This window comes from Streptomyces mesophilus, assembly GCF_011044995.1.
Taxonomy (GTDB): Bacteria; Actinomycetota; Actinomycetes; order Streptomycetales; family Streptomycetaceae; genus Streptomyces; species Streptomyces mesophilus.
On sequence record NZ_JAAKZW010000223.1, the window covers coordinates 1 to 13,387 of the forward strand.

13 protein-coding genes are annotated in these 13,387 nt (G+C 71.2%); 3 read left to right on the plus strand and 10 right to left on the minus strand.

Annotation, left to right across the window (positions count from 1 at the left end):
• Positions 1–95: 95 nt before the first annotated feature.
• The 7 genes from truB to rimP all read right to left on the minus strand — a co-directional run bounded on the left by truB (position 96) and on the right by rimP (position 7,173).
• Complete coding sequence (gene truB, locus G6045_RS33355) at positions 96–1,028, minus strand: tRNA pseudouridine(55) synthase TruB (protein WP_165335924.1); 933 nt, start codon at positions 1,026–1,028, stop codon at positions 96–98.
• Complete coding sequence (rbfA, locus tag G6045_RS33360; RefSeq protein WP_165335925.1) at positions 1,025–1,465, minus strand: 30S ribosome-binding factor RbfA; 441 nt, start codon at positions 1,463–1,465, stop codon at positions 1,025–1,027. Before rbfA ends, truB begins: the two co-directional genes overlap by 4 nt.
• A gap of 45 nt (positions 1,466–1,510) precedes the next feature.
• On the minus strand, positions 1,511–1,804 hold the full coding sequence (locus G6045_RS33365; RefSeq protein ID WP_165335926.1) for a DUF503 domain-containing protein: 294 nt from the start codon (positions 1,802–1,804) through the stop codon (positions 1,511–1,513).
• 171 nt (positions 1,805–1,975) lie between these two features.
• On the minus strand, positions 1,976–5,065 hold the full coding sequence (infB, locus tag G6045_RS42235; protein ID WP_165335927.1) for a translation initiation factor IF-2: 3,090 nt from the start codon (positions 5,063–5,065) through the stop codon (positions 1,976–1,978).
• 149 nt (positions 5,066–5,214) lie between these two features.
• Entirely contained in the window at positions 5,215–5,493 is a 279-nt protein-coding gene (locus G6045_RS33375; protein ID WP_093607858.1) for a YlxR family protein, read from the minus strand.
• A 148-nt stretch (positions 5,494–5,641) separates the two neighbouring features.
• Positions 5,642–6,628, minus strand: coding sequence for a transcription termination factor NusA (nusA, locus tag G6045_RS33380; protein ID WP_165335928.1), 987 nt, complete (start codon positions 6,626–6,628; stop codon positions 5,642–5,644).
• 2 nt (positions 6,629–6,630) lie between these two features.
• On the minus strand, positions 6,631–7,173 hold the full coding sequence (gene rimP, locus G6045_RS33385; RefSeq protein ID WP_165335929.1) for a ribosome maturation factor RimP: 543 nt from the start codon (positions 7,171–7,173) through the stop codon (positions 6,631–6,633).
• A gap of 241 nt (positions 7,174–7,414) precedes the next feature.
• On the opposite strand from rimP, the gene G6045_RS33390 reads away from it, so the two are divergent.
• From G6045_RS33390 to G6045_RS33400, 3 genes are all read left to right on the plus strand, one after another.
• Complete coding sequence (locus G6045_RS33390; protein ID WP_165335930.1) at positions 7,415–7,942, plus strand: hypothetical protein; 528 nt, start codon at positions 7,415–7,417, stop codon at positions 7,940–7,942.
• 28 nt (positions 7,943–7,970) lie between these two features.
• The gene (locus tag G6045_RS33395; protein WP_165335931.1) at positions 7,971–8,444 is read left to right on the plus strand and encodes a ferritin-like domain-containing protein; all 474 of its coding nucleotides are present in this window, start codon (positions 7,971–7,973) and stop codon (positions 8,442–8,444) included.
• Positions 8,445–8,562: 118 nt separating this feature from the next.
• Positions 8,563–9,465 carry an aminoglycoside phosphotransferase family protein gene (locus G6045_RS33400; protein ID WP_165335932.1) on the plus strand — a complete coding sequence of 301 codons (903 nt, stop codon included), beginning with the start codon at positions 8,563–8,565 and terminating at the stop codon, positions 9,463–9,465.
• Between the two features lie 164 nt (positions 9,466–9,629).
• Here the strand turns inward: G6045_RS33400 and G6045_RS33405 are convergent, their stop codons facing one another.
• From G6045_RS33405 to G6045_RS33415, 3 genes are all read right to left on the minus strand, one after another.
• Positions 9,630–11,324 carry a proline--tRNA ligase gene (locus G6045_RS33405; protein ID WP_165335933.1) on the minus strand — a complete coding sequence of 565 codons (1,695 nt, stop codon included), beginning with the start codon at positions 11,322–11,324 and terminating at the stop codon, positions 9,630–9,632.
• Positions 11,325–11,461: 137 nt separating this feature from the next.
• Entirely contained in the window at positions 11,462–12,004 is a 543-nt protein-coding gene (locus tag G6045_RS33410) for a GNAT family N-acetyltransferase (RefSeq protein WP_165335934.1), read from the minus strand.
• A gap of 133 nt (positions 12,005–12,137) precedes the next feature.
• Entirely contained in the window at positions 12,138–12,983 is an 846-nt protein-coding gene (locus G6045_RS33415) for a GNAT family N-acetyltransferase (RefSeq protein WP_165335935.1), read from the minus strand.
• Positions 12,984–13,387 lie beyond the last annotated feature (404 nt).

A 13,387-nucleotide genomic window follows, 5' to 3' on the forward strand; every position in this document is an offset into this window, starting at 1 on the left:
GGCATGGGGGCAAGGCCCCCAAAACGGGGGCCTGGGGGCGCAAGCCCCCAGCGGGGGCCCGGGGGCAGAGCCCCCGTGACAGCACCCCCCGCGCCTCAGCCGAAAACGGCCAGGCTCTTGGCCTTGCCCTTCAGGTTCTCCACGAGCGCCACAAACCGCCCCTCGGCATCGAAGACCGCAACGGACTCCCCCGCCCCATACGCATCCGGCATCTCGATCCGCACCCCGTTGAGCAACAACCGAGCCCGCTTCTCATCGACATCCCACCGAGCAAACGCCGCAGCCGCCGCCTGAGCCACCGGCATCACCGCGAGCGACTCCTGATGCGCCTCCAGCGTCCGGGCCGCATCGAGCCCATACGGCCCGACCCGCGTACGCCGAAGCGCCGTCAGATGCCCGCCGACCCCGAGGTCCGCCCCCAGATCCCGGGCCAGCGCCCGGATGTACGTGCCAGAGGAGCAGACCACCGACACGACCAGATCCATGACCGCGGTGCCGTCCTCGGCGACCGCGTCGCGCACGTCGTACACCGTGAACGAAGAGACGGTCACCGGCCGCGCCGGGATCTCGAAGTCCTCCCCGTCACGCGCCCGCTTGTACGACCGCACCCCGTTGATCTTGATCGCACTGACCTTGGACGGCACCTGCATGATCTCGCCGGTCAGCTTGACGATCGCGGCGTCGATCGCGTCACGGGACACCCGCGACGCATCCGCCGACGAGGTGATCTCCCCCTCGGCGTCATCCGTCACGGAGTTCTGCCCGAGCCGGATGGTCCCCAGGTACTCCTTCTCCGTCAGGGCGAGATGCCCGAGGAGCTTGGTGGCCCGCTCCACACCGAGAACGAGCACACCGGTCGCCATCGGATCGAGCGTGCCGGCGTGCCCGACCCTGCGGGTCTTGGCGATGCCGCGCATCTTGGCGACCACGTCATGCGACGTGAAGCCGGACGGCTTGTCGACAATGACAAGTCCGTCCTGGGGGCCCCTCCCAGCGGTAGCTGGGGGAGTCTGCTGCTGCTTGCTCATTCGGAAGCGTCGTCCTCTTCCGGCTTCTTGTACGGGTCCGCCTCACCGGCGTACGTGGCGCCCGAGGACGCCTGGCGCACCTGCGCGTCGGAGGCCCGCGCCTTGTCGAGGAGGTCCTCGATGGTCTTGGCGGTCTCCGGAAGCGCGTCGGCCACGAAGGTCAGCGTCGGCGTGAACTTCACACCCGCCGCCGCACCCACCGCCGACCGCAGCACACCCTTGGCGCTCTCGAGCCCACGGGCCGCGTTCTCACGGTCCTCGTCATCGCCGTAGACCGTGTAGAAGACGGTCGCCTCCCGCAGATCGCCGGTGACCCTCGTGTCGGTGATGGTCACGTGCGAGCCGAGGCGCGGGTCCTTGACCCCGCGCTGCAGCTTCTGTGCGACCACTTCCCGGATGAGGTCCGCCAGCTTCTTCGCCCGCGCGTTGTCGGCCACTGGTCCGTCTCCCTCTACTTGCTTCTTCTTACGTTCCTACGTGCATCAATCATCGTCGCCGTGCAGCCGTCTGCGCACCGAGAGCAGCTCCACCTCGGGCCGGGCGGCGACCATGCGCTCGCACCGGTCGAGCACCTCCGCCAGGTGGCCGGTGTCACCGGACACCATGGCCACACCGATCTCGGCCCTGCGGTGCAGGTTCTGATCGCCCACCTCCGCCACGCTCACGGCGAACTTCCGGTGCAGTTCGGCGACGATCGGCCGGACGACGGAACGCTTCTCCTTCAGCGACCGTACGTCGCCGAGGAGCAGATCAAAGGACAGAGTCCCCACGTACATATGTATCCGGATGACCCGCCGGTACGGGTTCGAGGGCCCTGCTACCGCGGGCCGGCCGCAAGGGCCGCCTTGGCAGGGACACCGGAACCGTACACGCAACGGCCGGGGCCGATCGACGGAATTTCCCCCGTCGACCGGCCCCGGTTCACGCTGCTCGATCAGTGCGTGGCATCAGCCGCGCGGCTTCTCGCGCATCTCGTACGTCGCGATGACGTCGTCGATCTTGATGTCGTTGAAGTTTCCGAGGTTGATACCGCCCTCGAAGCCCTCGCGGATCTCGGTGACGTCGTCCTTGAAGCGGCGCAGACCGGAGATGTTGAGGTTCTCCGCGATGACCTTGCCGTCGCGGAGCAGGCGCGCCTTGGTGTTGCGCTTGACCTCGCCGGAGCGGACCAGGACACCGGCGATGTTGCCCAGCTTGGACGAGCGGAAGATCTCGCGGATCTCCGCCGTGCCGAGCTCGACCTCTTCGTACTCCGGCTTGAGCATGCCCTTGAGGGCCGCTTCGATCTCTTCGATCGCCTGGTAGATGACCGAGTAGTACCGGACGTCCACGCCTTCGCGCTCGGCCAGCTGCTCCGCGCGGCCGACCGCGCGGACGTTGAAGCCGATCACGATGGCGTCGGAACCCGTCGCCAGGTTGATGTCCGACTCGGTGACCGCACCCACACCACGGTGCAGGACGCGGATCTCGACCTCTTCGCCGACGTCGAGCTGGAGCAGCGAGGACTCGAGAGCCTCCACCGAACCGGACGCGTCGCCCTTGATGATGATGTTGAGATCCTGCACGAGGCCGGCCTTGAGCACCTTGTCGAGGTCCTCGAGGGACACCCGGCGGGTGCGCTTGGCGAAGGCCGCGTTGCGCTCACGCGCCGCACGCTTCTCGGCGATCTGACGGGCGGTGCGGTCCTCGTCGACGATGAGGAAGTTGTCGCCGGCGCCGGGGACGTTGGTGAGACCCAGGACCAGGACGGGGGTCGAGGGACCCGCTTCCTGCACGTTGTTGCCCTTGTCGTCGAGCATGGCGCGCACGCGGCCGTAGGCGTCGCCCGCGACCATCGTGTCGCCGACGCGGAGGGTACCGCGCTGGACGAGGACGGTCGCGACGGCACCGCGGCCCTTGTCGAGGTGCGACTCGATCGCAATACCCTGCGCGTCCTGCTCCGGGTTGGCCCGCAGGTCGAGCGAGGCGTCCGCGGTCAGGACCACGGCCTCGAGCAGGGACTCGATGTTCTCGCCCTGCTTGGCGGAGATGTCGACGAACATGGTGTCGCCGCCGTACTCCTCGGCCACGAGGCCGAATTCGGTCAGCTGACCGCGCACCTTGGTCGGGTCGGCACCCTCGACGTCGATCTTGTTGACCGCGACGACGATCGGGACGTCGGCCGCCTTGGCGTGGTTGAGCGCCTCGACCGTCTGCGGCATGACGCCGTCGTTGGCCGCGACCACCAGGATGGCGATGTCGGTCGACTTCGCACCACGGGCACGCATGGCGGTGAACGCCTCGTGACCCGGGGTGTCGATGAAGGTGATGCGGCGCTCTTCGCCGTTCACCTCGGTCGCGACCTGGTAGGCACCGATGTGCTGGGTGATGCCACCCGCCTCGCCCGCGACCACGTTCGTCTTGCGGATCGCGTCGAGCAGTCGGGTCTTACCGTGGTCGACGTGACCCATGACGGTCACCACCGGCGGACGCGCGACCAGGTACTCCTCGCCGCCCTCGTCCTCGCCGAACTCGATGTCGAAGGACTCGAGCAGCTCGCGGTCCTCCTCCTCGGGGCTGACGATCTGAACCGTGTAGTTCATCTCGCCGCCGAGGAGCTGCAGCGTCTCGTCGGAGACGGACTGCGTGGCCGTGACCATCTCGCCGAGGTTCATCATCACGGCGACGAGCGACGCCGGGTTGGCGTTGATCTTCTCCGCGAAGTCGGTCAGCGAAGCACCGCGCGACAGGCGAACGGTCTCGCCGTTGCCGCGAGGCAGCATGACGCCGCCCACCGACGGGGCCTGCATGGCCTCGTACTCCTGGCGCCTCTGCCGCTTCGACTTACGGCCACGACGCGCGGGACCGCCGGGACGGCCGAAGGCGCCCTGCGTGCCACCACGGCCACCGGGACCGCCGGGACGACCGCCACCGGGACGACCGGCGAAACCGCCACCGCCACCGGGACGACCGGCGAAACCGCCGCCACCGCCACCGCCACCGGGACGACCGGCGAAACCGCCGCCGCCACCGGGACCGGCCGGACGACCGGCGAAGCCGGGACGACCGCCGCCGCCACCGCCGCCACCGGGACGACCGCCGCCGCCACCGGGACCACGGCCACCGCCGGGGCCACCACCGGGACGCGGAGTGCCGGCAGCGGGACGCTGCGGCATCATGCCCGGGTTCGGACGGTTGCCGCCGCCGGGACGGGGACCGCCGGCACCGGCAGCGCCGCCCTGCGGACGAGGCATGCCGCCCGGAGACGGACGAGCGCCGCCCTGACCCTGGGGACGGGGACCGCCCTGGCCGGCGCCCTGGGGACGCGGGCCGCCGGGCGCACCCTGGCCGCCGGGACGCGGAGCACCGCCGGGACGGGGCGCCTGCGGGCGGCCCATGCCGGTGGAACCGCCGGACGTGAAGGGGTTGTTACCCGGACGCGGACCCGCGGGACGACCGCCGGGACGCGGGGCACCCTGGCCCTGCGGACGCGGCGCGCCACCGGGACGCGGGGCGCGCTCGCCCTGACCCTGACCACCCTGACCGGGGGCCGGGCGGGAACCGCCGGGCTTGGGGGCACCGGGACGCGTCGCGGGACGCTCACCGGCGGGCTTCGGCGCCGCAGGGGCGGCCGGAGGCGCGGTGAATTCCGGTGTGGCCGGCGCGGGCTTGGGCGCCGCGGCCGGCTTGGGTGCTGCGGGGGCGGGACGCGGACCCGGCTGTGCCGGCGCGGGTGCCGCGGGCTTCTCCGCCACAGGCTTGGGGGTGACCGGCGCGGGCTTCGGCGCGGCGGGACGTGCTGCCCCGGGCGCCGGGGCCGATGCGGCCGGCTTTGCGGCGGCCGGCTTCGGCGCCGCGGGCTTGGCAGGGGAGGCCTTCTTGGCGGCTCCGCCGCCACCCGGACCCTGCAATGCGTCAGTCAATTTGCGTACAACGGGCGCCTCGATCGTCGAGGACGCCGAACGTACGAATTCACCGAGTTCCTGGAGCTTGGCCATGACGACCTTGCTCTCAACTCCGAACTCCTTGGCGAGTTCGTATACCCGGACCTTAGCCACTTCGCTCCTTTTAGGTCCGGGTTACGCCGGACCGTCGCTACTTCATGGGCGTACTCATCGCGTGCTCATCGAGTGCTCATCGCAATCTCGACCTACTTCCAACTCGCGGGGGTACCTGGACCGCACGGGGCTCCGTGCGGCTCGTCTTCTTACGGTTGCGCCTGCTCGACATACCGGCGCAGGGCCGCGGTGTCGAGCGGTCCTTCGGCGCGCAGCGCCCTCGGGAACGCCCGGCGGCGGACCGCCGTGTCGATACAGACCAGGGCGGGGTGTACATACGCACCCCGGCCGGGCAGCGTACCGCGCGGGTCGGGGGCACATTCACCCTCGATCAACACGGTCCGCAGCAGATCGTGCTTGGCCGCTCGCTCCCGGCACCCCACACAGGTTCGCTCAGGGCAGGCTCGGGCGTGCGTCCGGCCAGACACCGTTAAGTCTACCTCCCCGCACCGACCTCACCCCTTCGGGGCAAGATTCGAATGGCTGCGCGCTTCAATACGGCGCGATCTTTGCGCCGCTGCCGGGCTGCCGGCTCGTCCGGAGGGCCGAGGCTGTAACGCCTCCGAGCCCCCTCGCCTATTCCCCCGACTGCTCCGTGTCCGGCCGGATGTCGATCCGCCAGCCGGTCAGGCGCGCGGCGAGGCGGGCGTTCTGGCCCTCCTTGCCGATGGCGAGCGAGAGCTGGTAGTCGGGGACGGTCACCCGGGCCGAACGGGCCGCCAGGTCCACGATCTCGACCTTGGAGACACGGGCCGGGGACAGCGCGTTGGCCACCATCTCGGCCGGGTCGTCCGACCAGTCCACGATGTCGATCTTCTCGCCGCCGAGCTCCGCCATGACCTGGCGCACGCGGCCGCCCATCGGGCCGATGCAGGCGCCCTTGGCGTTCAGGCCGGAGCGCGTCGACCGTACGGCGATCTTCGTGCGGTGGCCGGCCTCGCGGGCGATCGCGGAGATCTCGACGCTGCCGTCGGCGATCTCCGGGACCTCGAGTGCGAAGAGCTTCTTGACCAGGTTCGGATGCGTACGCGAGAGCGTCACGGACGGGCCGCGGACACCCTTGACCACGCGTACGACATAGGAGCGCAGGCGCTGGCCGTGCGGGTACTCCTCGCCGGGGACCTGCTCCTGCACCGGCAGGATGGCCTCCAGCTTGCCGATGTCGACAAGTACGTTCTTCGGGTCGCGGCCCTGCTGGACCACGCCCATGACGATGTCGCCCTCACGGCCGGCGTACTCGCCGAGCGTCGCGTCGTCCTCGGCGTCGCGCAGGCGCTGCAGGATGACCTGCTTCGCCGTGGTCGCGGCGATCCGGCCGAAGCCCGAGGGGGTGTCGTCGAACTCGCGGGCCTCCTGGCCCTCCTCGAGGTCCTCGGCGTCTTCCTTCGCCCACACCGTCACATGGCCGGTGCTCTTGTCCAGCTCCACCCGCGCCCGGCGGCGGCTGCCGTCGGTGCGGTGGTAGGCGATCAGGAGGGCCGACTCGATCGCCTCGACGAGAAGGTCGAAGGAGATCTCCTTCTCCCGGACCAGACCCCGCAGGGCACTCATGTCGATGTCCACGGCTACGCCTCCTTCTTCGCGTCAGCATCAGCGTCGACGTCTGCGTCGACGTCATCTTCGGGGGATTTGTTCTTGCGGTTGAACTCGATCTCCACACGCGCCTTGGCGACGGCGTCGAAGGAAAGACGGCGCGAGGTGGGCTTACGGCCCTTCACGCCCGGCACTTCGAGGTCCAGGCCCTCGTCGTCGACCTTCAGGATGCGGGCGATCAGCTCGCCGCCTTCGGTCAGCTGGAACTTCACCAGGCGGCCCGTGGCGCGCACGTAGTGGCGGTACTCGGAGAGGGGACGGTCGGCGCCCGGAGAGGTGACCTCCAGGACGTACTCGCCATTGCCCATGGCGTCCGTCTCGTCCAGCTTCTCGGAGATCTCACGGCTCAGCTCGGCACAGGTGTCCAGCTGTACGCCTTCGTCGGAGTCGACCACGACACGCAGCACACGACGCTTTCCGGCGGGGGTCACAGTGATCTCTTCGAGATCCAGTTCCTTGGCGCCGACAAGCGGTTCAAGCAGACCGCGCAGCCTTTCGCTCTGGGTGGTGCTCATCCGGGTGACTCCTCGGCCGCGTGTGCTGTTGTGGGTTTCTCGCGTGTCAGGTCAAAGGGTATCCGGTCGCGAGAGGTGTTGCTGTCCACCGGGTGGCGGTACCCGGTGGCCGTTGGGGCCACCACGGCGCCGTGGGGTGTCCCGCTCACCGGTCCCGAACCCTTGCGCGGGTACGGTGATCACTGCCTCGCACTCCGAGGAACCACCGCCCCGCACCTTGACCGCCCCGAGGACGTCTGCCGTGCCGTACGACGAACCCCTCCCCCGGCCCGCCCGTACCGGGCCGCGCCGCAGGAGTCTGCTGACCGGGGCCGTGACGGCCGCGGGTGCCGCACTGCTCGCCGCCTGCTCGGACGACGGCTCGGACACCGGCTCGTCCGGTGCCGCGGGCCGCCGGCCGAGCGCCGCGCAGGTGCGGGCCACGATCGCCAAGGACAGCTCCGGACTGCTCGCCGAGTACGACGCGGCGATCGCCGCGCATCCCGCGCTCGCGGACCGGCTCGGGCCGCTGCGCGACAACGTGCTGGCCCATGGGAAAGCGCTCGGCGGCGCACCGAAGGCGAGCCCGAGTCCCGCGCGGAGCGCGCCCGTTCAGGCACCGCTCGGCGAGAAGGTGACCCTGCGCCGCCTGGCCGACGCCGAACGGGCGCTGGCCGACAGCCGGCGCGGTGTGCTGGCCGACCTGACCGGTGAGGACGCCCGGCTGCTCGCGTCGATCGCGGCCGCCGGCGACGTACACGCGTATCTGCTGAGTGAGGCGGGGCGATGAGCAGGAACGAGCTGAGCGGGGCAGGGCGATGAGCGACAGCGACAAGACCGCGGAGCTCGCCGCGTACCAGGCGGCCCTGCGGGCCGAGCACGCGGCGGTCTACGGGTACGGGGTCGTCGGCGGGCGGATCCGGGAAGGGCGCAGGGACGAGGCGCGGGCCGCGTACGACGCGCACCGTTCGCGGCGGGACGAGCTGCAGCGCACGCTGCGCGATCTCGGCGCCCTGCCGGAGCAGGCGGCGGCCGCGTACGCGCTGCCGTTCCCGGTGCCGGACTCGGCGGCGGCGACCCGGCTCGCGGCGGAGCTCGAGGACAAGATCGCGGGTGTGTACGCCGATGTCGTACGGGCCACCGAAGGCGAACGCCGGCGGTCCGCGGCGGACGCGCTGCGCGAGGCGGCGGTCCGTGCGGTGCGGTGGCGGGGCGGCAGCGTAGCCTTCCCTGGTCTCGCGGAACGGTCGGTGCCGGCCGCGGGGGCCACGGCGACGAAGCCGCGGACTTGAGTTTTCACAGGGGCGGTAGGGGGCGGCAAGGGGGCCGCTCGGCAAGTGCGCGTTGCGGGCCGCAGACTTGAGAAGCGGCTGCGGGCCGCACACAGCAGGGCGAAAGGACAACTGGCGCATGGCTTTCGAAGCGCCGACACGGCTGGTACGGGCGCTCGGCGAGAGCGTCCGGGAGGCCGACGACGGCTGGCTCGACGCACTGCCGCAGCTCCTGGAGACGGCCGTCTCCGAGGGCGGACTCACGGTGGAGCGGCTGCAGTTGCCGGGCGGCCGCTCGAGTCTGGTGGCGCTCGTACGCGACGCCGCGGGCACCCCCGCGGCGCTCAAGCTGGCGCCGCCCGGGTCGCGGCCTGCGGCCGAGGCCGCGGCGCTCGCGCACTGGGAGGGGCACGGTGCGGCGCGGCTGTTGAGCCCTGCCGACCAGGCCGCTTCCGGGATGCTGCTCGAACGTCTCCATGCCGACATGTCGGTACGTTCACTGCCCGAGGCCAAGTCGATGCTGGAGGCGGCCGGTGCGCTGCGCCGGCTGTGGGTGGAGCCGCCGGCGTTCCCGTTCGAGAACGTGGCGGAGCGGACCGGGCGGCAGGCCGAGGCGATGCGCGCGTGCCTGACGCCGGGCGATCCGGTGGAGCCGCTGGTCACGGAGGCCCTTGCGGCCCGCGACGAGCTCCTTGCCGCGCCGCCGCAGGAGCGGCTCCTGCACGGCACGTTCCGGCAGAGCAAGGTGCTCTCGGCCGAGCGGCTGCCGTGGCTCGCGGTCGGACCCGATCCGGTGGTCGGCGAGTGCGCCTTCGATCTGGCGCGGCTTGTGCGGGACCGGGTCGAGGACGTGGTGGGCTCGCCCTCGGGTTCATCGATCACCCGCCGCCGGGTCAAGCGCCTCGCGGAGTCCCTCGACGTGGACGCGACGCGCCTGCGGGGCTGGACCCTGTTCCGCGCCGTGGAGTCCGGGGTGCGGGCCCGGCGGGTGGGGCGAGTGGCGGACTCGGAGCTTTTGCTGGAGTTCGCGGCTTGGCTGTAGGTACCTCCGTGCGCGGAAGCAGTCCCCTCCCGCCCGGGGGCCGAAGCCCTTTCCAGGCTATCGGCGACCACTGACAACGCCGCACGGAGAGCTCCCCGGCCGCCGCAGGCGAAGGGCCCGCCGCGAACGGGACGTTCGCGACGGGCCCTTGTACACGCCAGGCGTCAGCCGGCCAGTCGCGCCACAGCCTCCGCCACCAAAAGCTCCTCGCGCTCGCCGGTGCGGCGGTCCTTGAGTTCGACGATGCCCTCGGCCGTGCGGCGGCCGGCCACCAGGATCTTGGGGACGCCGATCAGCTCGGCGTCCGTGAACTTCACGCCCGGCGAGACGCCCGCGCGGTCGTCGACCAGGACCCGCAGGCCCTTCTCCTTGAGCAGCTCGGAGACCTCGAGCGCCAGCTCGATCTGCGCGGCCTTGCCCGCGGCGACCACGTGCACGTCGGCGGGGGCGACCTCGGCGGCCCAGCACAGGCCCTTGTCGTCGGCCGACTGCTCGGCGAGCGCGGCGACGGCACGCGAGACGCCGATGCCGTACGAACCCATGGTCACGCGGACCGGCTTGCCGTTCTGGCCGAGGACGTCGAGCTGGAAGGCGTCGGCGTACTTGCGGCCGAGCTGGAAGATGTGACCGATCTCGATGGCGCGGTCCAGCTTGAGGCCGGTGCCGCAGGAGGGGCAGGGGTCGCCTTCCTGGACCACCACGACGTCGACGTAGCCGTCGACCTCGAAGTCACGGCCCGCGACGACGTTCTTCGCGTGCTTGCCCTCCTTGTTGGCGCCCGTGATCCACGAGGTGCCGGGGGCGATGCGCGGGTCGGCGAGGTAGGTGACCTTCTCCAGGCCCTGCGGGCCGACGTATCCCCGTACGAGATCGTCGCGGCCCTCGAAGTCCTCGGCCGTCACCAGCTCGACGGCGGCCGGCGCGAAGTGCGCCTCGACCTTGTCCATGTCGACCTCGCGGTCGCCCGGGACGCCGATGGCGACGATCTCGCCGTCGACCTTGACCAGCAGGTTCTTCAGGGTCTCGGAGGCCTCGACGCCGAGGTGCGCGGCGAGGGTCTCGATGGTCGGGGTGTCGGGGGTGTCCAGCTCCTCGACCGCGGGGACGCCGTCGGCGTCGACCGGCTTGAGCGGGTACGTGATCGCCTCGGTGTTCGCCGCGTAGTCGCAGTTCGGGCAGTCGGCGAAGGTGTCCTCGCCGGCCGCGGCCGGGGCGAGGAACTCCTCGGACTTGGAGCCGCCCATGGCGCCGGCGGTCGCGGCGCAGATGCGGTAGTCGAGACCCAGGCGCTCGAAGATCTTCTGGTACGCGGCGCGGTGCAGCGCGTACGACTCGGCGAGGCCCTCGTCGGCGGTGTCGAAGGAGTACGAGTCCTTCATCAGGAACTCGCGGCCGCGCAGCACACCGGCGCGGGGGCGGGCCTCGTCGCGGTACTTGGTCTGGATCTGGTAGAGGATGACCGGCAGGTCCTTGTAGGACGAGCACTGGTCCTTCACCAACTGCGTGAAGATCTCCTCGTGCGTCGGGCCGAGCAGATAGTCCGCGCCCCTGCGGTCCTTGAGGCGGAACAGCTCGGCGCCGTACTCCTCCCAGCGGCCGGTCGCCTCGTAGGGCTCCTTGGGCAGCAGGGCCGGGAGCAGCACCTCCTGGGCGCCGACGGCGTCCATCTCCTCGCGCACGATGCGCTCGACGTTGGAGAGCACCTTCAGGCCGAGCGGCAGCCAGGACCAGACACCCGCGGCGGTGCGGCGGACGTAGCCGGCGCGGACGAGCAGCTTGTGGCTCAGGACCTCGGCGTCCGCCGGGTCGTCGCGCAGTGTCTTGATCATCAATTTCGACATGCGCGTGACCTGGGCCATGGTTCTGCTCTCCTGCGGGTTTTTTCGTGGGTGTGCGTCGGAGGTTATGGGTGTGCCTCGGAGGTTATCCGGGCGCGGGGGGTCGGCGGTAATCGGTTACGGGTTCGCCAGGCCTTGTACGAAGCGGCCGAAGCCGCTCAGTGTGCTCGCCGCAGGGGCAGCGGGGCGCCCATCACCGCGTACGGCTTGGGGGCGCTGGGGAACAGGACCTGGCGGGCCAGGTCCTCGTAGCCGAGGGAGCGGTACAGGCCGCGGGCCGGGCTCTCCCAGTCGATCGCCGAGAGGATCGAGCGGGGCTGGGCCGCCGCGTCGGTGATCGTGGTGATCAGGGTGCGGCCGATGCCCTGGTTCTGGTGGCCGGGGTCGACGTGGAGTTCGGTGATGACGAAGGAGTCGTCGAGCCAGAAGTCGAGGTCGCGGCTGCGCAGATACGGCTCGACGACGGTGGACCACCAGTGGCTGCGGTCGTTGGGCATCCCGTAGACGAAGCCGACGAGACGGTCGTCGGGGGTGGTCGCGCCGAGTGCTCTGGCATCGGGGTAGCTGAGGTGGCGCAGCACGATCTGGCGGCGTACCGCGATCTCGTCGTCGCTGAGTCCGAAGGCCCGGGCCTGTACGGCGAGCGCCTCGTCGACCCGCAGCGCGAGGTCGATGGCCCCGATCACGACGTCGTCTGTCATGCGGGAACCCTAACGCCCGGCGGGCGCGGTCAGAACAGCTTGTTGCCCGAAAGCCCGCTGCTGAGGGGGTGGTTCGGGGGCGGCTTCACGGGCGCATTCGGGATCGGGTTCAGGATCGGGTTCAGGATCGGGTTCAGAACAGCACGCTCATGAAGGCGCCGACTTCCTTGAAGCCGACCCTGCGGTACGCGGCCCGTGCGGGGGTGTTGTAGTCGTTGACGTAGAGGCTGACGACGGGGGCGACGTCGGCGAGCGCGTAGCGCAGGACCGCCGCCATGCCCGTGATCGACAGGCCGCGGCCGCGGTGGGCGGGGTCGACCCAGACGCCCTGGATCTGGCAGGCGCTGGGGGTCGCGGCGCCGATCTCGGCCTTGAAGACGACCTTGCCGTCCTCGATCCGGGCGAAGGCCCGTCCGGCGCCGACGAGTTCGGCGACGCGCGCCTGGTAGAGCAGTCCGCCGTCGCCGGCGAGCGGCGAGACGCCGACCTCTTCCGTGAACATGGCCACGCACGCCGGCATGATCACGTCCATTTCGTCCTTACGGATCCGGCGGACGTACGGGTCGGGGGTGATGTCGTCGGGCATGCGGTCCGTGACCATCAGGGGCTGGTGGCCACGGACTTCGCGGGCCGGGCCCCAGCTGGGTTCGAGGTGCTTCCACAGGAGCGTCGTGGAGTCCGCGGGGCCGACGATCGAGGAGCAGCGGCGGCCGGCCCTGCGGGCGCGGTCGGCGAAGGCGCGTACGGCTTCGGGGCCTGCGCAGATGGGGACGAGGTTGGCGCCCGCGTAGCAGAGGGAGCGCAGCTTGCCGCCCTCGTACCAGCCCCACATCTCGCCGCCGAGGCGCCAGGGGTCGAGGCCCGCGGCCTGGACCCGGCTGGTGACGAAGGCGTTGTGCACGGGCTCGCGTTCCAGGATCTCGAGCGCGGCGTCGAGATCGCCGGGTTCGAGGACCCTGGTGGTGGTCTGGGTCAACACTGTTCGCGGAAGCCTCACCGTACGGATTGCGGATCTCCGCACTGTACCTGGGCTGCTTGTGGGTTGCCCCTTGCGTTTCCGGACCCGGTCCGTGGGGGCCTTGGGGCTCCCGCCCCGGGCTGCTCCGCCGCTCCGCGGCGGGGTTCCTGCCGGGGCTGACGCCCCGGCCCCCTCGGGCCACCGCTCCGCGGCGACCCTCCCCGGGGGCTGCGCCCCCTGGACCCCCCGGCTCCGCCGCTCCGCGGCGGGGATGCCGGGCTGACGCCCCGACGCTGCTCCTTCGCTCCGCGGCGGGATTCCAGGGCTGACGCCCCCAGGCTGCTCCACCGCTCCGCGGCGGCATGGGCTGAGCTCGCCGCTCCGCGACGAAATGTGGGCCCTGGCGCGGGGCAGCGCCGCCCACC

Coding starts and splice junctions, on each gene's coding strand:
- truB (WP_165335924.1), bottom strand. CDS start 1,028: ATGAGCAAGCAGCAGCAGACTCCCCCAGCTACCGCTGGGAGGGGCCCC.
- G6045_RS33395 (WP_165335931.1), top strand. CDS start 7,971: ATGAGCGACAGCGACAAGACCGCGGAGCTCGCCGCGTACCAGGCGGCC.
- G6045_RS33365 (WP_165335926.1), bottom strand. CDS start 1,804: ATGTACGTGGGGACTCTGTCCTTTGATCTGCTCCTCGGCGACGTACGG.
- G6045_RS33400 (WP_165335932.1), top strand. CDS start 8,563: ATGGCTTTCGAAGCGCCGACACGGCTGGTACGGGCGCTCGGCGAGAGC.
- rimP (WP_165335929.1), bottom strand. CDS start 7,173: ATGAGCACCACCCAGAGCGAAAGGCTGCGCGGTCTGCTTGAACCGCTT.
- G6045_RS33405 (WP_165335933.1), bottom strand. CDS start 11,324: ATGGCCCAGGTCACGCGCATGTCGAAATTGATGATCAAGACACTGCGC.
- G6045_RS33410 (WP_165335934.1), bottom strand. CDS start 12,004: ATGACAGACGACGTCGTGATCGGGGCCATCGACCTCGCGCTGCGGGTC.